The 20,750-nt window shown below is 71.6% G+C and carries 15 protein-coding genes; 5 read left to right on the top strand and 10 right to left on the bottom strand.

Features of this window, described 5'->3' with window-relative positions; translation table 11 throughout:
• Nucleotides 1-110: 110 nt before the first annotated feature.
• The 4 genes from ACZ6D7_RS22120 to ACZ6D7_RS22105 form a co-directional block, all read right to left on the bottom strand.
• The gene (locus ACZ6D7_RS22120; RefSeq protein WP_469493121.1) at nucleotides 111-2,006 is read right to left on the bottom strand and encodes an FHA domain-containing protein; all 1,896 of its coding nucleotides are present in this window, start codon (nucleotides 2,004-2,006) and stop codon (nucleotides 111-113) included.
• A gap of 230 nt (nucleotides 2,007-2,236) precedes the next feature.
• Entirely contained in the window at nucleotides 2,237-4,042 is a 1,806-nt protein-coding gene (locus tag ACZ6D7_RS22115) for a serine/threonine-protein kinase (RefSeq protein WP_469493118.1), read from the bottom strand.
• A gap of 327 nt (nucleotides 4,043-4,369) precedes the next feature.
• Nucleotides 4,370-7,033: a winged helix-turn-helix domain-containing protein gene (locus ACZ6D7_RS22110; protein WP_469493115.1), complete on the bottom strand. Its 2,664-nt coding sequence runs from the start codon at nucleotides 7,031-7,033 to the stop codon at nucleotides 4,370-4,372.
• 138 nt (nucleotides 7,034-7,171) lie between these two features.
• The gene (locus tag ACZ6D7_RS22105) at nucleotides 7,172-8,239 is read right to left on the bottom strand and encodes an NAD-dependent epimerase/dehydratase family protein (RefSeq protein WP_469493113.1); all 1,068 of its coding nucleotides are present in this window, start codon (nucleotides 8,237-8,239) and stop codon (nucleotides 7,172-7,174) included.
• Nucleotides 8,240-8,405: 166 nt separating this feature from the next.
• Between ACZ6D7_RS22105 and ACZ6D7_RS22100 the strand changes: the two genes are divergently transcribed.
• Nucleotides 8,406-9,218 (top strand): PhzF family phenazine biosynthesis protein, encoded by an 813-nt coding sequence (locus ACZ6D7_RS22100; protein ID WP_469493111.1) that lies wholly within the window; start codon nucleotides 8,406-8,408, stop codon nucleotides 9,216-9,218.
• Between the two features lie 27 nt (nucleotides 9,219-9,245).
• Here the strand turns inward: ACZ6D7_RS22100 and ACZ6D7_RS22095 are convergent, their stop codons facing one another.
• Together ACZ6D7_RS22095 and ACZ6D7_RS22090 are read right to left on the bottom strand one after the other, a co-directional pair.
• Complete coding sequence (locus ACZ6D7_RS22095; protein WP_469493108.1) at nucleotides 9,246-10,046, bottom strand: CPBP family intramembrane glutamic endopeptidase; 801 nt, start codon at nucleotides 10,044-10,046, stop codon at nucleotides 9,246-9,248.
• A 102-nt stretch (nucleotides 10,047-10,148) separates the two neighbouring features.
• On the bottom strand, nucleotides 10,149-11,666 hold the full coding sequence (locus tag ACZ6D7_RS22090) for a glutamate-cysteine ligase family protein (RefSeq protein ID WP_469493106.1): 1,518 nt from the start codon (nucleotides 11,664-11,666) through the stop codon (nucleotides 10,149-10,151).
• 567 nt (nucleotides 11,667-12,233) lie between these two features.
• On the opposite strand from ACZ6D7_RS22090, the gene ACZ6D7_RS22085 reads away from it, so the two are divergent.
• From ACZ6D7_RS22085 to ACZ6D7_RS22075, 3 genes are all read left to right on the top strand, one after another.
• Complete coding sequence (locus ACZ6D7_RS22085; protein ID WP_469493103.1) at nucleotides 12,234-12,827, top strand: hypothetical protein; 594 nt, start codon at nucleotides 12,234-12,236, stop codon at nucleotides 12,825-12,827.
• A gap of 344 nt (nucleotides 12,828-13,171) precedes the next feature.
• On the top strand, nucleotides 13,172-13,363 hold the full coding sequence (locus tag ACZ6D7_RS22080) for a DUF5999 family protein (protein WP_189714027.1): 192 nt from the start codon (nucleotides 13,172-13,174) through the stop codon (nucleotides 13,361-13,363).
• 233 nt (nucleotides 13,364-13,596) lie between these two features.
• A complete protein-coding gene (locus tag ACZ6D7_RS22075) occupies nucleotides 13,597-14,634 on the top strand; it encodes a LacI family DNA-binding transcriptional regulator (protein WP_469493101.1) in 1,038 nt (345 codons plus the stop codon).
• On the opposite strand, the gene ACZ6D7_RS22070 is transcribed toward ACZ6D7_RS22075, so the two are convergent.
• From ACZ6D7_RS22070 to ACZ6D7_RS22055, 4 genes are all read right to left on the bottom strand, one after another.
• Nucleotides 14,631-15,701: an endo-1,4-beta-xylanase gene (locus ACZ6D7_RS22070; RefSeq protein WP_469493098.1), complete on the bottom strand. Its 1,071-nt coding sequence runs from the start codon at nucleotides 15,699-15,701 to the stop codon at nucleotides 14,631-14,633. The genes ACZ6D7_RS22075 and ACZ6D7_RS22070 overlap by 4 nt on opposite strands.
• 56 nt (nucleotides 15,702-15,757) lie before the next feature.
• Nucleotides 15,758-16,522, bottom strand: coding sequence for a carbohydrate ABC transporter permease (locus ACZ6D7_RS22065; RefSeq protein WP_469494098.1), 765 nt, complete (start codon nucleotides 16,520-16,522; stop codon nucleotides 15,758-15,760).
• A gap of 62 nt (nucleotides 16,523-16,584) precedes the next feature.
• On the bottom strand, nucleotides 16,585-17,580 hold the full coding sequence (locus ACZ6D7_RS22060) for a carbohydrate ABC transporter permease (RefSeq protein WP_469493095.1): 996 nt from the start codon (nucleotides 17,578-17,580) through the stop codon (nucleotides 16,585-16,587).
• A 6-nt stretch (nucleotides 17,581-17,586) separates the two neighbouring features.
• Nucleotides 17,587-18,879 (bottom strand): extracellular solute-binding protein, encoded by a 1,293-nt coding sequence (locus tag ACZ6D7_RS22055; protein ID WP_469493090.1) that lies wholly within the window; start codon nucleotides 18,877-18,879, stop codon nucleotides 17,587-17,589.
• Nucleotides 18,880-19,278: 399 nt separating this feature from the next.
• Between ACZ6D7_RS22055 and ACZ6D7_RS22050 the strand changes: the two genes are divergently transcribed.
• Nucleotides 19,279-20,750, top strand: a 1,472-nt coding sequence (locus ACZ6D7_RS22050; RefSeq protein ID WP_469493088.1) for an APC family permease, incomplete at its 3' end; no start/stop codon positions are given.

Here is a 20,750-nt window from a genome sequence, read left to right as displayed (position 1 = left end):
GCAGCCGAGCGCGGGGGAGTCGGCAACCGACGACAACGCCGCTGGGGGTACCCCATCTGGGAGAGGGCGTGCCACACCCCGCGTCTGCGGCATGATCGGCCGGACAGGTCCTAGCCGACGACGCGCGGATCGACGGGGCGTCCGACGAAGACCGGGGCCTCCGACTGGTAGAAGATGTCGATGTCGGCCTCCTCGCCGCCGACGATCAGCGTGTCCCAGGCGCCGCTCTCCTGCAGGGCCCGCAGGGTCGACGGAGCGAGGGTGGACAGGTGGCTGCGCAGTTCCTCGTCGCTGGGCATTCCGGGGAGGCGGGGGGCGAGGCGCTCGCGGATCGCGCGCATCCGGTCCAGCAGGAGATCCAGATCGGACCGCTCGGCGTCGGGTTCGGCGACGACCCGGTCCCTTTCCATGCTGTCGGCGATGATGTCCTTGATGGCGCGGGTCACGCCTCGTTCGTCGGTGGTGACCATGGCGTTCCAGGCCCGGCTCTTGTGCCGGTACTGGAGCATGGACATCGCGGCCTCGTGCCGGATGAAGTCGGCGTCGCGCAGCGGACGGCCCTGCCAGACCCGGCTGAGGGAGCGGGAGAGGGAAACAGCCGAGGCGAGGCCACTGTTGAGGCCGCGCCCGGGCCAGAAGTGGATGGCGTTGGCCGCGTCGCCCAGCAGGAAGCCGTAGGTTCCGGGGCTCGTGGCGGTGGGGCGGCTGAGCTGGGCCGTGAACCGGGGGCGCTGCACCATGTCCAGCCGGAACGAGGTGATGGCGCTGAGATCGTCCTCGGGGACGCCGAACATCCTCAGGCCCTCCTGGATCTGCTTCCACAGCGGCGAGCCGCGCAGCAGGGCGGGCAGGAACAGGGTCCCATGGGTCGGGCAGACGAACTCGTTGTCCTCCTGGCGGCTCATCAGGCAGGGCCGAGCCGCCACGCACTCCTCGAAGACCTGCCGGACCGGGTCGATGCCGATCACGTTGCCGGCCTCCTCGCGGGTCAGCCTCATGTTGAGGAACCCCTCGCCACGCAGCGAGTTGAGCAGGAACCGGTTCTGCGCCACGGTCAGCAGAACGCTCATGGGGTCCGAGAGCCGGGACTTGACCCGCAGTCCCAGCACCAGGTCCTGAAGGTGTTCCCCGTCGAGGGAGTAGATCGTGGAGTCGGCCGCGCCGAAGCGGTCCCCGAAGTGCTCCCGGGTGCGCGACCGGCCGCCCTCGCTGATCACCAGGACGTGTTCCTGGGAGAGCCGGTGCTGCTGCTCCGACGGATCGAACCGCTTGGCCACCAGACGGATCGCGGACTTGGTGTTGGCCAGTTCCAGCAGCTTGTCCTCGATGTAGGCGATCCGGATGTTGCGGGGCGGGCGGCCGTCCACGGAGTCCGGTCCCAGGGGCCACATCTCGGAGAATCCGCCCCCGTCGAACAGCGCCGACTGCATCTCCTCGGTGAGCGCGAGGTACTGACGGCTCTGGACGGTGACGACCTGCTGGCGGCGGACGTTGCCCTGGGTCTCGTCCTTCCAGACCACGGTGGAGCCGTTCCTGATCCACCGGTTGTCGTAGACGGTGATGGACGCCTTCCCCGGCAGGGCGCTCTCCAGCAGCAGTGCGAAGGCGAGGCCGACCGGGCCTCCTCCGGTCACGGTGACCCGCAGCTCGCCCGGGTTCGCCGAGGCATTGGCGCGGGGCAGGTCGAGCTGGGAGAGGTCCATGACCGTCTCCAGGGCCTCCTGCGTCTCGAACACGAAGGTCTCGTCGCCGATGCGTATGGAGTCGCCGGGCACGAGCACGTGACGGGTGACGCGCTGGTCGTTGACGAAGGTTCCGTTCTTGCTGCGGTCGTAGAGGACGAACGCGCCGTCCTCCGCCACGATCTCGGTGTGCAGGCGGGAGGCGCTGACGCTGACGATGATCACGTCGTTGTCGCTCTTGCGTCCGAATCGCAGCGGCGCGTTGCCCAGAACCACGCTTTGACCGGCGAAGGGACCCGTGCGTCCCACGATGACCGACGACACAGAAACTCCTTGCGAAAGTCTCGGGTGCGGGCAGAGGAACCACACCCTGCGGTTGATCCGCTACGAGGGTGAGAGCCGCACGTCTCACCCACAGAACTCCGGTCCAGCGGAGCTCACTTGACCGATGATGTCCGAGTCGGCCCGACAACGGTCCAACTCGTACTGGTTGAAGTATGGCCGATGCGCGGGGACGACTCGGCTGCGCGGCACCGGCCTTGACGCCCGGTTGACTAGCCGCCCGTCGTCGAGGCACATGTCACCGAGAACGGCACGGAGTTGGACACCGTCTCGAACGGTGAGCGGATCTCCACGGCCATCCGGCTGCTGAGCGTTCCAGTCCGCGCATACGTCGACAGCCGCACCGTCTCCTGATGGGTGCGGGGGCCGCCGTCCGGGAAGGCCAGCGTCCGCCACTCCCGGTCGATCACGGACCCGTTCGTCGAGACCCACCGGTACGAGAACTGGAAGGGCAACTCGGACACCGTGAAGGTCGCGGTGAACCAGGGAGCCTGCGAGTCCGCCGGGGGACAGTCTCCGACGTACGTGGTCGCGCCCCCGGTCACGGTGACCGTGACGGGCTGCTCGGCAGTGTCCTCCGACCCGCCGCTCGCCGTGCCGGAGGCGGCGGCCTGCGCCTGCCCCGTGGGCGAGCTGGTGGCCTTGCGGCCCTCACCGTCGCCGCCGCCGAGCACATAGCCCAGGCCGCCGACGAGCAGCGCGAACACGACCGCTCCCGCCGCGGCCGCGTACCCGATGCGCCGCCTCCGCCTCGCGGCGCCGTGACCGGACGCTTCGGCGTCCTCCGGCGCGGGATGTGGCGGGGCCGGAGAAGCGGGGACGGCGGGGACGGCGGGGACGGTGGGGCTGTCCACAGTGGGCGGGGAGGCGGCGTCGACGGACGAGGGGGACGCCGGGGCAGCCGTCTCGACGGTGACCGCGGGTACGGCACCGGGAAGCGGGGGCTGTGCCTGGGCAGTGGGGGCGCCGACGGGGCCTGCCGCGGCCGTGGGAAGGTCGGCCGTGGCGGTGGGTACGTCGACCACGGCCGTGGGGGCGTCGACCACGGCCGTAGGTACGTCGACCGTGGCCGTAGGTGCGGTCTCCCCGAGCGGGGACTCGGCGGTGGGCAGCTCTTCGGTGGACGCTGCGGGCAGCGGGGCGGACGGCGTGACCGTGTCGGCGCCTGAGGTGCCGTCAGCGCCGGCCAGGCGCAGCTCCTGCTCGGCCTGCTCGGCCGTCATCCGGTCGTCGGGGTCCTTGCGCATCAGGCCTTCGATGACGGACGCGAGGGGTCCGGCCCGATGCGGCGGGGGCAACTCGTCGTCGACGATGGCGCGCAGAGTGCTCAGCGCGGAGGTCCGACGGAAGGGCGAACGGCCCTGAACGGCCGTGTACAGCAACGCTCCGAGAGACCACAGGTCCGACGCGGGGCCGGGGTTCCGGCCCAGTGCCCGCTCCGGCGCCAGATACTCGGGAGAGCCGACGAGCTCACCGGTCATCGTCAGCGCGGAATCCCCCTCCACGGTGGCGATGCCGAAGTCGGTGAGCACCACCCTGCCGTCGTCCGCGAGCAGGACGTTGGCGGGCTTCACGTCGCGGTGCAGCACCCCGACGCCATGCGCAGCGCGCAGCGCGTCCAGCACCTCGGTACCTATGCGCGCGGCCTCCCGCGGCGTGAGGGCGCCCTGGGAGCCGATCGCGTCGGCCAGCGACCGGCCGCGGACGAACTCCATGACGATCCAGGGTCGGCCGTCGTCGGTGGCGACGTCGTGGACGGTCACCACACCGCGCGCGCTGATGCGCGCCGCCGCCCAGGCCTCCCGCTCCAAGCGGGTGTACATCCGCTCGACCTGCTTCACGGCCAGTCCGACGGGAGCGCGTACCTCCTTGACGGCGACCTCGCGGTGCAGCACCTCGTCGCGGGCGCGCCACACGGTGCCCATACCGCCCTCGCCGAGAACGGACAGCAAGCGGTAGCGACCGGCGACCAGCCGTTCGGCACCCGCGTCCGGCGACGCCGTGTTCTGTTGTGGCATGAGGGCCGTACTCCTTGTCCTTATGCGAACGGCCGAGGAGTGGCGACGCCCCCGTCCGATCCATGGCCTGCCGGGGCGGGGTCCCTGCGGTTCGAGCACGACCGGACGCCCCGCCGGGCTTCGCCTCCAACCCCGGTGTACGGCGCGGGGGAACCGGCGACGCAGCGCGCCGCTGACGAGAAGGACACAGCCCCTGGACAGTATGATCAAACGCCTGATGTTCGTGAAGTGCGGACCCGGCGGAGCGCTCGTCTTGGCGCTCGCTGTAGGGAAGTTGTGACGTCGCGGTGGTCTCACCGTCGACTTCACCGAAGGACGAGCCGCCGGTCAGAGCAGCCCCAGCTCCCGCGCTCGGCGGACCGCGTCGTTGCGGCGGTTCACGGACAGCTTCCGGTAGGCGCTCTTGAGGTGCGTCTTGACCGTGTTCACGGAGACGTACAGGTCCGCGGCGATCTCCTCGGTCGACATCATCTGGGCGAGTCGCAGCAGCACATCGCGTTCGCGGCCGCTCAGCGCCTCCACCACCGGCGGCGGCCGGTCCTCGGGTGGTGTCGCGCCGTGGGTGAGCCAGCCCTCGGCCAGGCCACGCAAGGGCGCGGTGCCCAGGAGGGGCCGGATCCAGGGCCCGGCCTCCAGGAAGGGCCGACGCACGAGATCGCGCCGCGCCTCGTGCAGGGCCTGGGCGACGAGCCGGCGCGCGGCGGCCGTGGCGCCCGTCTCGTCGGCGGCCTGCGCGCGCACCAGCGTGGCGCGGACCGCCACGGCGGGCCCGGAGCGGGCCTCGGGGCGCAGCCGGTCGAGCAGTTCCAGGGCGGCCTCGGGCCGGCCCGCCGCGAGCCGGGCCCGGGCGGCCGCCACGGCACAGGCCGCCTGTTCGTCGGGCACCTCCGCCAGCAGCTCCACGGCGCTCTCCGGCCGCCCCGCGGTCAGCTGCGCGGCGGCCGCCACGAGCGCCGCCTGTCCCTGGGCCCAGGGCGAGTCCACGTCGGCGACCACGGCCGGTCGCACCGCTTCGAGGGCGGCCCGGGTGTCGCCGCGGGCCAGCTGGAGGCGGGCGGTGGCGAGGGCGCGGCCGGCCTCCAGCACCGGGTCGCGCAGCGCCGGGTGCGGTGCGACGGCGGCGCCGAGGAGCGCCTGGGCCTGCCGCAGTTCGTTGCGCTCGACGGCGACGGCGGCGAGGACCAGCCGCCCCATGCCGGAGCCGGAGGGCTGGGGCAGGCCGAACCGCTCCGTCTCGGTCATCGCCGCCCGGGCCTTGCGCTCCGCCCTGCCGAGCCAGCCGTTCAGGTAGTCGATCAGCGCCAGGCGGCCCAGGGAGTCCTCGCGCAGGAGGGCCGTCGAGGCGCCGCCGACGCAGTCGGCCACCTCGGTCAGGGCGGCGCGTGCCTCCTCGAAGCGGCCGGCCCACAGCCGGGCCGAGCCCAGGTGGGCCAGGAGCAGGGCGGTGATCTCGGGGTGGTCGTCCAGGAGTTGGGCGGGGACCCGCTCGCGCAGTCGCCCGGCCGCCTCGGCGGCCTCCTCCGCCCGTGCGGCGGCGCCGGTCAGCCGGGCCGCCTGGGCCTCCAGCAGGGCGCAGCTCAGCTCGGCCGCGGCCGAATCCGGCGGGTCCTCGGACCGGAGCTTCTCGGCCAGTCCCTGTTCGGCGCGGTGCAGATGGGCCAGACCGTGCTCCAGATCGCGGTGGGCGAGGTCGCGGGCAGCCCGCACGAGGTCCGTGGCGGGGCCGGTGGCCTCGGGCGTCATCCGGGAGAACAGCTCGGCGAGGTCGTCGGCGTGCAGCCCGGTGAAGAGCTGGCCGAGGGCCAAGTCGTCGACCAGGGCACCGGCGGTGAATTCCCAGTCGCCCGCGGCGGCGCCGTGCCCGAGCGTCTCCGTCAGGGACCCGGAGCGCCGCAGCCAGCGCGCGGCCCGCCCGTGCAGCTCCGGCTCCAGGCCGGGGTCCCGGACCCGCAGATGGGCCCGGAGGATCTCCCCGAACAGCGGATGGAGCCGGTACCGGTCGTGTCCGAGGTGTTCGACGAACGCGTTGTCGCGGTGCAGCCCGGCCAGCAGGGGTCCGGCGTCGGTCCGGCCGGTCAGGGCGTTCGCCAGCTCGGGGCAGAACCGCTCCAGGACGCTGACCCGCAGCAGCAGGTCCTGGATCTCGGGGCTCTGCCGCTTGAGCACCTCCGCCAGCAGGAAGTCGGCGACGGTGGAACGGTCGGCCTCGAACTCCTTGAGATACCTCTCCGGATCCGGGCTCTCCTGCGCGGCCAGGGCGCACAGCCGCAGTCCGGCGGCCCACCCCCGGGTGCGGTCCACGAGCGCCCGCGCCGTGCTCACCGGGAGCCGCAGCCCGTGCAGGGCGAGCAGGGCGGCCGCCTCCTCCGGGGTGAACGCCAGCTCCGCGCCCCTGATCTCGGTCAGGTCGCCGGCGGCCCGGTAGCGGTGCAGCGGCAGCAGGGGTTCGGTGCGGGTGACGAGGATCAGGCGCAGGCCCGCTCCCGCGTGGTGCAGGACGAACTCCAGCTGCTCGGCGATCTCCGGATCGGTGACCCGGTCGTACTCGTCGAGGACGAGGGTCACGGGCCGCTCCCGGGTGCTCAGCTCGGCGGCGAGCCGGGCCAGCAGGGTCTGGGGCACCTGGCTCGCGTCGGCCGGGCTGCCGCCGCCGGGGGGCAGGGTCACACCGGCGGTCCGCAGCGCCTCGAGCAGATACGCCCAGAACATCCCGGGCCCCTGGTCCACCGCGTCGGTGGTGAACCAGGCGAGGGGCGCTTCGCGGTCGGCCGCCCAGTCGGCGAGCAGCAGGGTCTTGCCCGCCCCCGCGGCGCCGTTGACCATGGTCAGCGGTGTCGTGAGGGCCTGGTCCAGATGGCTGACCAGCCGCTCGCGCCGCAGGAACGTCGCGGGACGCGCGGGTACCGCGAACCGCGTCCGCAGGTACGGATCCCCTCGGGGATCGGCCTCCGGCGCCGTCGGTTCCGTACCGGACTCCTCGAGCCCAGCCATCAGCTCACCGCCCTGGTAGACCGGCAGGTCTTGAGGTGGCGCTCGCCTCCCTCCAGCATCCCAGCGATTCGCGCCGGGCGCGCTACGAGAGCCCGGACGCGCGCTCCTGACCAGGCACGCAAGCCCGAGCCGGCCGGCTCACCCGGCCCCGCCCAGCCATCCCCGGTACCACTCGGCCGCTCCCGCGAGCCGGCTGAGCGGTCCGGGCCCCGGCGAGATGCCCGCCAGCTTCCACAGGTCGTCGGCGCGATACGAGTGATCCTGCGCGGCCAGCGCGAACTGCCGCTCCGAGACCCGCCCCGGCGTCGCCCTCAGCCGTTCCAGGCAGACGGCGAACGGCCAGTCGGCGTCCGGGCGGGGCGGCAGCACGCCCACCGCGGCCAGTTCGGCCAGCAGATCGCCGATGCGCACCGGTTCCGGGTGCCCGGCGTGATAGATGCCGGGCGGCACCACGGACGGCCCCACCGCGACCGCGGCGATCAGCCGGCCCAGGTCACCGGCGTCCACCACGGTCTGCGCGGCCCGCCCGCCGTCCCATTCGGCCGGCACCCGCTCCACGAGCTCCCGCAGCCCGGGTACGACCCACCGGTCCCCGGCGCCGAGCACCATCCCCGGCCGCAGCACCACGGCGCCCGCCCGGCGCGCGTACGCCTCCCCCGCGAGCCGGGTCCTGCTCACGGCGGACACCGGCTCGGCGGCGATCTCGTCGACCGCGATGCCCCGGTGCGGCCCGGCCCCGTAGACGGCGGCCGTCGACAGATGCACGACCCGCCCGGCCCCGGCCCGCCGCGCCTCCGCCATCAGCGCTCGCGTGCCGTCCACGTTGACCGCCTCGCACCGCCGCTCGTCCGGGCCGATGTACGACGCGAGATGGACGACCGCCCGCGCACCCTCGCAGAGCCCGCGCACCGAGGCCGGATCGGTGAGATCACCCCGTACCCACTCGACGTCACCCCGTGCCCACTGGACATCACGCCGTACCCACTCGACGTCACCCCGTGCCCACTGGACATCACGCCGTGCCCACGCGGCGGAGCGCGCCTGCTCGTCGTCGGGCACATTCCGTACGAACGCCCGCACGCGCGGCGCCGGACGGTCGTCGTCGGCTCCCCGAAGGTCCGCCAGCGCGCGCAGGGCGTGCGACCCGATGAACCCGGTCGCCCCCGTCAACACCACCGGGCCGTCGCCCTCGCCGTTCCCCGCCACCCTGTCCTCCCGCTCACCGCGCCCCCCGGCCCCCTGAACCACCGGGAAACATACGGCAGTTCACCCGGGGCGAGCGCGCCGCGCCCCGCGGGGCGCGCGGAAACCGGTCCAGGATTCACGAATTGGCCTTGGCCGACGGCTTCCGCCCCGTCCTACCGTCACCGGCATGCGGATTCGTATCGTCGACGCCTTCACCGACCGTCCCTTCGCCGGCAACCCGGCCGGGGTCCTCCTCCTCGACGCCTTCCCCGGCGACGACCGGCTCCAGAACGTCGCCCTGGAGGTGAACCACGCCGAGACGGCGTTCGCCCACCCGCTCCCCGCCGGCGGTGAGGCGGACTGGGCGCTGCGCTGGTTCACCCCGGTCGCCGAGGTCGACCTGTGCGGCCACGCGACACTCGCCACGGCCCACGTCCTGCACTCCACGGGCGCGCACGAGGGCCCGGTACGGTTCGCCACGCGCAGCGGTGTCCTCGTCGCCACGCCCGCCGAGGACGGCTCGATCACGCTGGACTTCCCGACCGCGCCGCTCACCCCGGCCGCCCTGCCGGACGGGGTCGCGGAAGCCCTCGGCGCCGAGCCGCTGACCGCCTTCGACACCGGCCCGCACGTCGGTGACCTGCTGGTGGAACTCCCCGATGAGAAGACCGTCCACGCCCTGCGCCCGGACCACCGGGCCCTCGGCACCTACTCCCGCCGCGGCATCATCGCCACGGCCCGCGCCGAGAACCCCGCGCTGGGCTACGACTTCGTCTCCCGCTGCTTCTTCCCGAACGTCGGCATCGACGAGGACCCGGTCACCGGCAGCGCCCACACGGCGCTGGCCCCGTTCTGGGCCGAGCGCCTCGGCCGCACGACGCTCACCGGCCTCCAGGCCTCGCCGCGCTCCGGCCGTGTCCGCACGGAGCTGCGCGGCGGGCGCACCCTGCTCGGCGGCCGCGCGATCACCGTCATCGAGGGCGAACTGCTGGCCTGGTGAGCCCGGGCGCGGCTGCTCATGCCGGGTTCACGGCGTGGGCAGCCACGACACCTTCCCGGCGAGCAGGGCGTAGCCGACGAAGGCCCCGATGTCGAGCAGCGAGTGCGCCACCACCAGGGGTCCCACCCGGCCCCAGCGCCGGTACAGGAACACGAAGACGACGCCCATCACCATGTTGCCGATGAACCCGCCGATGCCCTGGTAGAGGTGGTACGAGCCGCGCAGGACGGAGCTGGCCATCAGCGCGTTCCCCGGGCTCCAGCCGAGCTGCCCCAGCCTGCGCAGCAGATACCCCACGACGATGACCTCTTCGAGGATCGCGTTCTGGAGCGCGGACATGATCAGCACCGGGTACTTCCACCACACCTCGGGCAGCGCCTCGGGCACCACGGTGAGGTTGAAGCCGAGGCCCCGGGCGAGCAGGTAGAAGGCGATTCCGGTGCTGCCGATCACGGCCGCGATCGCGGCGCCCCGGCCGAGGTCGGACCAGGGCCGGGTGCGGTCGAAGCCCAGCGTGCGCAGCCCCTGGCCCTCGCGCAACAGGAAGTGCGCGACGAGGGCCACCGGGACGAGCGCCGAGGCGATCCCGAAGAGCTGCCAGGCGAGATCCAGCCAGGGTCGGCCGGGCGCGGCAGACGCGTTGAGGGTCGCCGCCTGGTCCTTCAGGCCTCCCGGTTTCGTGACCGATCCCACAAAGCTGATCAGGGCGGACACACCGCTCGCCCCGAGCGAGAGCGCCAGAACGAGCAATGTCTCGTCCCGCAGTATCCGCCGCGGGGGCCGCTCGCGGGGAAAGGAATCGGCCACCGACCCGGCTTCCACCTGCACACCTGCCTCCAGTCACCGTCATGTGACTGTCACAGCTTGCCCGATCAGTACCGGGCATGCGGCAGCGCCCCCCGGAGCGACTCCCCGCACCCGCGTCCGGTCTCACGCCGTGGGCACAGGCTCCGGCAACCCCACAGGCCACGTGTGCACCGGCTCCCCGAGATGCATCAGCTCCGCGTACCTCCGCGTCGTCGCCGCCAGCGCCGCGTCCCGCGACAGCCCCGCTTCCACCGCCCGGTGGAACGTCGCCACCTGCCACGACGCCCCGTTCACCCGCCGCCGGCAGCGCTCCTCGATAACCCCCAGGTAGAAGTCCCGGTCGGCCGCCTCCACCCCCCACGCGTCCAGCCCGGCCTCCGCCAGCGGCAGCAGCTCGTCCCGTACGAGACTCACCGCGTCGACCTCGGCCACACCCCCGAGCCGCCCGCGCCGCGGCCACTGGAGCCGTGCGTCGATGCCGTACCGGCAGGCCGCGTCGAAGTTGGCCTCGGCCGTCTCGAACGGCAGCCGGGTCCACACCGGCCGGGACTCCTCGGCGAGCGCGCGGACGACGCCGTAGTAGAACGCTGCGTTGGCGATCACGTCGGTGACGGTGGGCCCGGCGGGCAGCACCCGGTTCTCCACCCGCAGGTGCGGAACGCCGTCGGCGATGCCGTAGACGGGCCGGTTCCAGCGGTAGACGGTGCCGTTGTGCAGGACGAGTTCGGCGAGCGTGGGGATGCCGCCCGCGTCCAGCACCTCCAGCGGGTCCTCCTCGTCGCAGATCGGCAGCAGCGCGGGGTAGTAGCGCAGGTTCTCCTCGAACAGCTCGTACGCCGAACCGATCCAGCGCTCCCCGAACCAGGTGCGCGGCCGGACGCCCTGCGCCTGGAGCTCCGGCGGGCGGGTGTCGGTGGCCTGCGTGAACAGCGGCGGCCGGGACTCGCGCCACAGCTCGCGGCCGAAGAGGAAGGGCGAGTTGGCGCCGACGGCGATCTGCGCGGCGGTGACGGCCTGTGCGGCGTTCCAGACGTCGGCGAAGCGGGCCGGCGTGACCTGGAGGTGCAGTTGCACGGAGGTGCAGGCCGCCTCGGGGACGATCGACTTCGAGGTGCAGGACAGGCTCTCCACGCCTTCGATCTCCAGAGCGAAGTCCTCGCCCCGGGCGGCCACGATCTGGTCGTTGAGCAGGGTGTAGCGGTCCACCTCGGAAAGATTGGACGAGACCAGGTCGTCACGGTCGAGGGTCGGCAGAATACCGATCATCACGATTCCTGCGTCGACCTCGCCGGCCTTTCGATGGGCATATGCCAGTGACGTACGGAGTTCCTCGGCGAGCTGATCGAATACCCGCGCGCCCAATCGGTGCGGAGCGATGTTGACTTCCAGGTTGAACATGGCGAGTTCTGTTTGGAAATCGCGACTCGCGATCCGCTCCAGTACTTGTCCATTCAGCATTTTCGGCAGGCCGTCGGCACCCGCGAGATTCAGTTCGATCTCGAGCCCCATCAGGTTCTTGGGCCGGTCGAAGCGCTTCTGGGCCAGAAGCCGCTCCAGCCCCGTCAGGCACCGTCGGAGCTTGTCGCGGTACTGCTGCCGATCGGACAGGTCGAACGCGCCCGCCACGACCTTCTCCCCCATCGAAGCGTCCCTCCTCGCATGGGCGGGCCGACACCGCGGCCGCCGGTCTCCCGGGTCAGGTGGGATGATGCCCAGCCGGACCGATCGATAACGTCCCCCGTCGAGCGGCACACCCGCTAGGCTGACCGGAAACGTGCCCGAGGTGACCGGTGGCACATTCACCGGGCAAGCGGCAGGGTGCCCTTTCCACGAATCGGAACTCGTGAAAAACGCCGACGAGAATGGGCCGACCGCTGCGCGCGTATATCCCGAGGTCATCGCGGCGCGGGCCGCTCTGAATCGGGATGTTTCACACGTATCGCCGACCGAATGAACCCTTGCCGAGTCTCCCGGATTCGAGTAGACGAAACACAGTCTGAACACGTCTCGTATAAACTCCGCGAACAAGGCAGAGAAGGTTGGGCATCCACAGTCGAAGGAGCCTGTCGTCCCGGTGGCGGCAGGCCGCTCGCGCACCCCGAGAACCCCAGACCCCGGCCCCCGCCTCTCTGACCACCCGAGAGCTAGCTGACAGCGTCGTCCGCCCCCGCCCTCGCGCCACCGCCTGTGAATGAGAGGCGACCCACCATGCCGCTGCATGTCCCCCCGGCTCCCGCGCCCGCCCTTCGCTCCGTCCTCACGGCACTCGGTTCCCCCACCGCGGTCCGTGAGGCCCGGACACCGTCCTTGCGCACCGCCCAGGGCGAGGCCACCCCCGAACAGCCGCTGCCCCTGCACGTCCTCGACCGGATCACCCCGGAGGGCGTCTCCGCGACCCGGCTGGCCGGCTGGCGGTTCCTGATCCGCTGCGGGGACCGGGTGGTCGCCGCGGCCGAGACCCGGCTCACCCCGGACGGCTGGGCGTTCTCGCACTTCTTCGAAGGCCCCTACATCGCCTCCACCGAACGCGCGCTGCGCCAGGCGGAGTCGTCCACCCAGCCGTACCAGGCGCGACTGCTGTCGGTGCCCGGGCTCTACATGCTCACGCTCTGGCTGCACGGCGACACCGAAGGCGACGGCTCCACCGGCCACCCTGCCGCGACCGACCTGCTCGTCCCGCTGGCCCCGGCGCCACCCGGGATCGCCGCCCACCGTCCGCACCGGGTCGCGGAGTTGCTCCCGGTACTGACGCTCCGGGTGCCTCCGGCGGCGCCGCCCCCGCTGCTCGGCTCACCGGCCTGACCCGCCCGACTCCGTACCCCGCCACCGCGGCCCCGGTGGCGGGGTACGGTGCCGTACGCGGCGTTCTTCTCCGCCTCCCCGACCGGACTAGCCCCATCCGGCCACCAGAAACCACCCGAAGTGACAGTGCAGTTGAGATGAACCGCTCGCGCGGGTGATGCGTCATCAACCTGTGAGAAGCGGTGCCACGAAATCCCTGCGGATCGACGCCCGTAGGGCAACACTGGGTTCCGACCGACTTATCACAACGGGGGGCGGCCATGAAGGACGTGACCGACGCTTCACGCCGCGGGACAGACACGACAGCCATCTCACACGACACGCCAGAGCGGAAGAACCCAGCCATGTGCCAGCACCAGCCACCGTGCCCGACCGCAAGCTCAGCCGACCGGGAGTCCGCCCGGCTCGTGGCGCACCACCCGGAACAGGGCTGGAGCCTGCTGTGCAACGGCGTCCTGCTCTTCGAGGACACCGGTGAGCTCCTGCCGGACGGCCGGGTCATCGCCCCGCACCGCCCGGTCGTCACGGCCGCCTAGGACCTGACAGACAGGCCCTGGGGGCCGTTCAGCACCGCTCGGACGGCGCGGGACCGCCGTCCGGGGACCTTCGGGGGCCGGACCGCAGACAGCGACTGCGAACCGGCCCCGACGCATGTCCGGGCCCGCTCACTCCGCGTGGCCGCCTCCTTCCCTTCCGTACGCACGTCTTTTCCGGAAGACTCCTGGGAGTTTCGGCGCGGTGTCCGGGACGACGTGTCGGAGGTGGGCGAGTGGCAGTGGACGAGACGGCACCCGCGTCCCAGGGCCGGGTCACCATCACGGAGATAGCCCGCCAGGCCGGTGTCTCGGTGCCGACGGTGTCCCGGGTGGTCAACGGCCGCTCCGACGTGTCGCCGAGCACCCGCGCCCGCGTCGAGGAACTGCTGCACCGGCACGGCTACCGCAAGCGCCCCGCCGCCCCCTCCCCCGCCCGCGCCGCCCTGCTCGACCTGGTCTTCAACGACCTCGACAGCCCCTGGGCGGTGGAGATCATCCGGGGTGTCGAGGAGGTCGCCCACGCGGCCGGTGTGGGCACGGTGGTGTCGGCGATCCACGGCCGCTCCGGCGACGCCCGGGAGTGGATGCGCAACCTGCGGGCCCGCGCCTCCGACGGCGTCATCCTGGTCACCTCGGCCCTGGAACCCACCCTGCACGAGCAGTTGCGCATCCTCGGTGTCCCGCTGGTCGTCGTGGACCCGATGGGCTCCCCGGCCGTCGACACCCCGACCATCGGCGCCGCCAACTGGGCGGGCGGCCTCGCCGCCACCGAGCACCTGCTCTCCCTCGGCCACCACCGGATCGGCCTGATCGCGGGCCCGCCCCGGCTGCTGTGCTCCCGCGCCCGCCACGACGGCTACCGCGCGGCCCTGGAGGCGGCCGGTCTCGCCGTCGACGAACGCCTCGTCGTCCCCGGCGACTTCCACCCCGAGTCGGGCTTCACCGGGTGTACCGCCCTCCTGGACCTGCCCGAACCGCCCACCGCGCTCTTCGCGGCCAGCGACCAGATGGCGCTCGGCGCGATCGAGGCGCTGCGCCGGCGCGGGCTGCGCGTGCCGGAGGACATGAGCGTGGTCGGCTTCGACGACCTTCCGGAAGTCCGCTGGTCGGCCCCGCCCCTGACCACCGTCCGCCAGCCCCTCGCCGACATGGGCAAACTCGCCGTCCGCACGGTCCTGCGGCTGGCCCGCGGCGAGCACCCCGACTCGCCGCGGGTGGAACTGGGCACGGAACTGGTGATCCGGTCCAGCACAGCACCGCCGCGCGTCTAGCGCAGCGCCTTCCGGATCGCGTAGTAGGCCGGTTTGCGCGCGAGTTCCTCGTCCCACGGCAGCGCCGCCCCCTGGCCGGGGAAGAACGCCGGGATCCACGAGTACTTGTCCGTGTAGTCCCAGACCGTGATCCCGACGCACCGCCGCACCGCGAGGCACGCCTCGGTCAGATCCCGGTACCAGTCGGCCTGTTGGGCCAGTTTCTCCTCGGTCGCGGGCAGCAGCATCCGTACGTCGACCTCGGTCAGCGCGGTGTCCAGGCCGAGGCGGGCGAAGCGGCGGAGGTTGTCCTCCAGGGTGGTCGGATAGCCGTACTGGAGCGCGAGATGGGCCTGGAGGCCGATGCCGTCGAGCGGAACGCCCTGTGCCTTCAGCTCCTTGGCGAGGGCGTGGTAGGCGTCGCTCTTCGGGCCGACGGCCTCGATGTTGTAGTCGTTGAGGTAGAGCTTCGCCTTCGGGTCGGCCTGGTGGGCCCAGCGCAGGGCGTCGGCGATGTAGCCGGGGCCGAGGGTCTTGTAGAAGACCGTCTCGCGGTAGGTGCCGTCCTCGTTGAACGCCTCGTTGACGACGTCCCAGGCATAGACCTTGCCCCGGTAGTGGCGTACCTCGGTCTGGATGTGGTTCTTCAGCACGGCCCGCAGCTCGTCGGCCGTCCACTCCCGGCTCGTCAGCCAGCCCGGCAGCTGGCTGTGCCAGACCAGCGTGTGGGCGCGGACCTTCTGGTGGTGGTCGCGCGCGAGACCGACGATCTCGTCACCGGCCGTCCAGTCGAAGACGCCCTGCTCCGGCTCGGTGGCGTACCACTTCATGCCGTTGCCGGGGGTGATCATGTCGAACTCGTGGCCGAGGATCCTCGTGTAGGCGGTGTCGGTGAGTTCGGGGTTGTCGGTGGCGCTGCCGAAGTAGCGGCCGTGGCGCTGGGCGAGGTCGGCGAGGGTGGTCCGGGGCTTCGCGTGCGCCGAGTCCTCGTGCGCCTGGGCGGCGGGACCGGCGGCTATCCCGGCGGCGACCAGGACGGCGGCGAGGGCTCCGGCGAGTCTGAGCCGGGTGCGGGACGAGCTGGGCATGGTGCGACTCCTCACGGTCGGAAGGTGGGTGAGCCGTACGGATCCGCGGGCGCGCGTCATCCCTTCGTGGCGCCGGCGGCGAGCCCGCCGACGAGCTGGCGCTCGGCGACGGAGTAGAAGGCCAGGGCGGGAACCATGGCGAGGACGAGATAGGCGAAGATCCGGGCGTACTCGGAGGAGTACTGGCCCTGGAACTGCTGCACGCCGATCGGCAGCGTCCACCAGGTGGGCTCGCTGAAGACCAGCAGTGGCAGGAAGAAGTTGTTCCAGCTGGCCACCACGGCGAGCACGGAGACGGTACCGAGCGCGGGCCGGGCCATGGGCAGCAGGATCCGCCAGAAGAAGCCGAGCGGCCCGCAGCCGTCGAGGGTGGCCGCCTCCTCCAGCTCGGCCGGGATCTCCCGGAAGAACCCGCGCAGGATGACGATGGTCATCGGCAGCCCGAAGGCGGCCTGCGGCAGGATCACGCCGAGCGGGTTGTCCAGCAGGTCCATCGAGCGCAGCAGCAGGAACAGCGGCAGCGCCGCCACCGCGAACGGGAACATCAGTCCCATCGTGAACAGCGTGAACAGCACCTCCCGGCCGCGGAAGGCGAACCGGGCGAAGGAGAACGCGGCGAGCGCCGAGACGGCGACCACCACCACGGTCGTACCGACCGCGATCAGTGTGCTGCTGCCGAGCAGCTGCCAGAAGGAGCCCGAGCCGAGGATGTCGGTGTAGTTGTCGGTGACCCAGGGATCGGGCAGCCCGATGGGGTTGCGGGAGAGCTGGTCGGTGGACTTGAAGCCGGACAGGACGGCGTAGCCGAGGGGGACGGCCATCACCACGCCGATCACGGCGAGGACGAGGTGCAGCGGAAGGGTCCGGCCGGTCCTGCGGGCGCTCACGAGCCGCCTCCTCGCATGGTCGTGGTGGCGCCCTGAAGATCGCGGCGCAGCACGAACCGCTGGTAGGCGAGGGCGAAGACGAGACTGATGCCGAACATGACCACGCTGATCGCGCTGGCGTAGCCGACCTGGTAGCGCTTGAAGCCGTACTGGAACATGGTCACGGCCATCGTCTCGGAGTGGTGGTCGGGGCCGCCCGCGGTGACGATCCAGACCAGGTCGAAGAGCTGGATGGCCCCGATGACCGACAGGAAGACACTGATCCGCAGGGTCGGTGCGAGCAGCGGCAGGGTGACATGGCGGAACCGCTGCCAGGGCCCGGCCCCGTCGATCAGCGCGGCCTCGGTCAACTCGGCCGGGATGGACTGGAGTCCGGCCAGGTAGAGCATCATGTGGAAGCCGAAGAACTTCCACGTCATGACCAGGAAGAGAGTGGCCATGACGGTGTCGGGATCGGCGAACCACTGCCCGCCGAGCCCGTCCAGGCCGATCGCGCCGAGCAGTTGGTCGGCGAGCCCGTCGTCGGGCGCGAAGATCATGCTGAACAGCACGCCGGTGATCGCCTCGGAGAGGATGTACGGCGCGAAGAACAGCATCCGGTACACGGCCCGGCCCCGGATCCGCTGGTTCAGCGCCACCGCCAGGGCCAGCGCGAACGGCAGCTGGAGCACGAGCGAGAGCAGCACCAGGACCAGACAGCGCCACAGGTCGCCGAGGAACACCGGGTCCTGGAGGAGCCGGGTGAAGTTGTCGCCGCCGATGAAGTCCTCGGGCATGCCGAAGCCGCCCCAGCGGAAGAACGCGGCGTACACGGCGAACAGCATCGGCAGCAGGACGAGCGTGCCGAACAGCACCAGGGCGGGCACCTGGAAGCCGACGGCGGTGAGCCAGTGCAGCACCCGCCGCCGCGCCCGCCCGGCGGCCGCCGCGGTCGGCGGCCGGGGGGCGGTGTCCGGTGCGCTGCGCTTGTCCGGGAGGAAGGTCGAGGTCATCGCCGGCTACTGCTCTTCCTTCGCGACCTTGGTGATCGACTCGGCGACCTGCTGCGCCGACTGGGACCCGGCGATCAGCCCGGCCACACTGTCGTTGACCTCCTGCCCGACGGCCGGCGCGTACGCCTGGTCCAGATACAGCTGGAACCCGGTGGCGGCCTTCAACTGCGCCTGTACGGCGGACAGGTTGGGGTCGGTGAGCGCGCTCTCGGCGGCCGGTACGACGGGGAGCACACCGGTCTTCTTGACAAGTTCGGTGTCCGTGGTCGCCGAGGCGAAGAACTCGAGGAAGTCGACGGCCGCCTGCGGGGCGCCCTTGCGCAGGGCGTGTCCGCCGCCCCCGCCGAACACCTCGGTGAGCGCGCCCTGGCCGCCCTCGACCGCGGGGAACGGGAAGAAGCCCAGGTCGTCGCCGATCCCCTTGCCCGCGTCGGCCTCCACCACCGGCGCCCACTGGCCCATCAGCTCCATGGCCGCCTTGCCGTTGCCCATCGCGGCGGCCTGCCCGGTGGGGGTGCTGTAGGCGGCGCCGAGGAAGCCCTTCTGGAACGGCTGGAGGTCCACCAACTCCTGGAGGTGCTGCCCGGCCTGGACGAACCCGTCCCCGGTGAAGTCCTTGTCCTCGTCGGCCTTGCGCAGGGCGTCGATCCCGGCGGTGCGCATGGCGAGGTAGGCCCAGTAGTACATGCCCGGCCACTTCTCCTTGCCGGCCAGGGCGAGCGGGGTGATGCCTGCGGACTTCAGCTTGCGCACGGCGTCGAGGAAGCCGCTCCAGGTGGTCGGGGGCGCGCCGACCCCCGCCTTCTCGAAGAGTGCCTTGTTGTACCAGAAGCCGATCATGCCGATGTCGAACGGGACGCCGTAGACCTTCTCGTCGATCAGATACGGCTCCCGGGCGACCGGCAGCAGCGCGTCCCCCCACCCCTTGGTCCGGTCCGTCAGATCCTCGACCAGCCCGGCGTCGACCTGCTGTTTCAGGACCCCGCCGCCCCAGGTGTGGAAGATGTCGGGCAGCTTCCCGGAGGCGGTCAGCGCGGTCATCTTCGACTTGTAGGGGTCGTTCTCCAGCTGGACGATCTTGACCTTCACCGTGGGGTTCTGCGCTTCGAACCGCTTGGCGAGACCGGCCCAGACGTCCTTGGTCGGCTGGGTCGTGGAGATGTTCCACCACTCGATCGTGGTCGTCCCCGACGACCCTCCGTCCGAGTCGCCGCCGCAGCCGCTCAGAGCCGTCATGCCCACGCCGGCCGCGGCGGAGGCCGCCAGGAAGCCGCGGCGGGAGAGTGCCGGGTCGCCCATCATGCGCTCCTTGGTAGATCGAAAGTTTCGGTACAGATCCAGAAAGCTTCGCTGCTGCCGCACCCTAGAGACACCCTCCAATGAGTGGCAACCCCCTGAACACAGGGAATCCAGGGGCCTGTTCGGGAGAGGGCGAGAGAAGAGCCCCCAAGCGGGCCCCCGGAGCCCCGAAGGTTCGAAACATTCGAATAGGCCAACGAACCTTACGGAGCAGCAGATGAAGGCGGGTGGAGGGCGGGTGGGGCCCCCGACGGCACGGACCGCACAGTCTTAACGGAAGCTTGACGCCCGCGAGGGCGCCCATCCGTGGGCCCACGCGTCACTCTCCGCTTACGCTGAGGCTGCCGTCCGCGTGATGGCCAAAACCGCACCCCTGTGCCGCACCTCAGGAGCCCGCCGATGGCCACCACCGACCACCCTCCGCCCAGTCGCCTGCGCGCCTGGATGCTGGAGGGCCTGTCCGACATGGGCAAAGGGGCCCGTCACGGGACGCAGACCGCACCGGAGCCCGCCGCGCACCAGGGCCAGCGCTGGTGGCGCGTGATGTGTCTGACCGGTGTGGACTACTTCTCCACCCTCGGCTACCAGCCGGGCATCGCGGCCCTGGCAGCCGGTCTGCTGTCACCCATTGCGACCATCGTCCTGGTGATCGTCACCCTGGCCGGCGCGCTGCCCGTGTACCGACGGGTGGCCGAGGAGAGCCCGCGCGGCGAGGGCTCGATCGCGATGCTGGAGCGGCTGCTGTCGTTCTGGAAGGGCAAGCTGTTCGTGCTGACCCTGCTGGGCTTCGCGGCCACCGACTTCCTGATCACCATCACGCTCTCGGCGGCGGACGCCTCGACCCACCTGGTCGAGAACCCGCATCTGGAAAGCGCCCTGCACGACAAGCAGCTGCTCATCACCCTGGTCCTGGTGGCCCTGCTCGGGGCGGTCTTCCTCAAGGGCTTCCTGGAGGCCATCGGCGTCGCGGTGGTCCTCGTGGGCGTCTACCTCGCGCTGAACGTCGTGGTCGTGGTCGTCGGGCTGTGGCACGTCGCCACAGCGGGCCACGTGGTCACCGACTGGACCAGCGCGCTGACCGCCGAGCACGGCAACGTCCTCGCGATGATCGGCGTGGCCCTGATCGTCTTCCCGAAGCTCGCCCTCGGCCTGTCCGGCTTCGAGACCGGCGTCGCGGTCATGCCGCACGTGAAGGGCGACGACAGCGACACCGAGGAGCGGCCGACCGGCCGGATCCGGGACACCAAGAAGCTGCTCACCACCGCCGCCCTGATCATGAGCTGCTTCCTGATCGCCACCAGCTTCATCACCACGCTGCTGATCCCGGAGAAGGAGTTCGAGCCCGGCGGCGAGGCCAACGGACGCGCTCTGGCGTATCTGGCCCACGAGTACCTGGGCAACGCCTTCGGCACGTTCTACGACGTCTCCACGATCGCGATCCTGTGGTTCGCGGGCGCCTCGGCCATGGCCGGGCTGCTCAACCTGATGCCGCGCTACCTGCCCCGCTACGGCATGGCCCCGCACTGGGCGCGCGCGGTCCGCCCGATGGTCATCGTCTTCACCCTGGTCGCCTTCCTGGTCACCTGGATCTTCGACGCGGACGTCGACGCGCAGGGCGGCGCCTACGCCACCGGCGTCCTGGTCCTGATCTCCTCGGCCGCGATCGCCGTGACGATCGCGGCCCACAAGGCCGGGCAGCGCAACTGGACCATCGCGTTCGGGGTCATCTCGGCGGTCTTCCTCTACACGACCGTCGTCAACGTCATCGAGCGCCCGGACGGCGTGAAGATCGGCGCCTGTTTCATCGCCGGCATCATCCTGGTCTCCCTGCTCTCCCGGCTGGCCCGCGCCTTCGAGCTGCGCGTGACCAG

It is taken from the genome of Streptomyces sp. NPDC041784, assembly GCF_055591025.1.
Note: the sequence above shows the minus strand (reverse complement) of the source record. Positions and strands in the feature narration are given on the sequence as shown.

Coding starts and splice junctions, on each gene's coding strand:
- ACZ6D7_RS22085 (WP_469493103.1), top strand. CDS start 12,234: ATGCCGCTGCATGTCCCCCCGGCTCCCGCGCCCGCCCTTCGCTCCGTC.
- ACZ6D7_RS22115 (WP_469493118.1), bottom strand. CDS start 4,042: ATGCCACAACAGAACACGGCGTCGCCGGACGCGGGTGCCGAACGGCTG.
- ACZ6D7_RS22065 (WP_469494098.1), bottom strand. CDS start 16,522: ATGGCCGTCCCCCTCGGCTACGCCGTCCTGTCCGGCTTCAAGTCCACC.
- ACZ6D7_RS22080 (WP_189714027.1), top strand. CDS start 13,172: ATGTGCCAGCACCAGCCACCGTGCCCGACCGCAAGCTCAGCCGACCGG.
- ACZ6D7_RS22055 (WP_469493090.1), bottom strand. CDS start 18,879: ATGGGCGACCCGGCACTCTCCCGCCGCGGCTTCCTGGCGGCCTCCGCC.
- ACZ6D7_RS22100 (WP_469493111.1), top strand. CDS start 8,406: ATGCGGATTCGTATCGTCGACGCCTTCACCGACCGTCCCTTCGCCGGC.
- ACZ6D7_RS22070 (WP_469493098.1), bottom strand. CDS start 15,701: ATGCCCAGCTCGTCCCGCACCCGGCTCAGACTCGCCGGAGCCCTCGCC.
- ACZ6D7_RS22110 (WP_469493115.1), bottom strand. CDS start 7,033: ATGGCTGGGCTCGAGGAGTCCGGTACGGAACCGACGGCGCCGGAGGCC.
- ACZ6D7_RS22090 (WP_469493106.1), bottom strand. CDS start 11,666: ATGGGGGAGAAGGTCGTGGCGGGCGCGTTCGACCTGTCCGATCGGCAG.
- ACZ6D7_RS22060 (WP_469493095.1), bottom strand. CDS start 17,580: ATGACCTCGACCTTCCTCCCGGACAAGCGCAGCGCACCGGACACCGCC.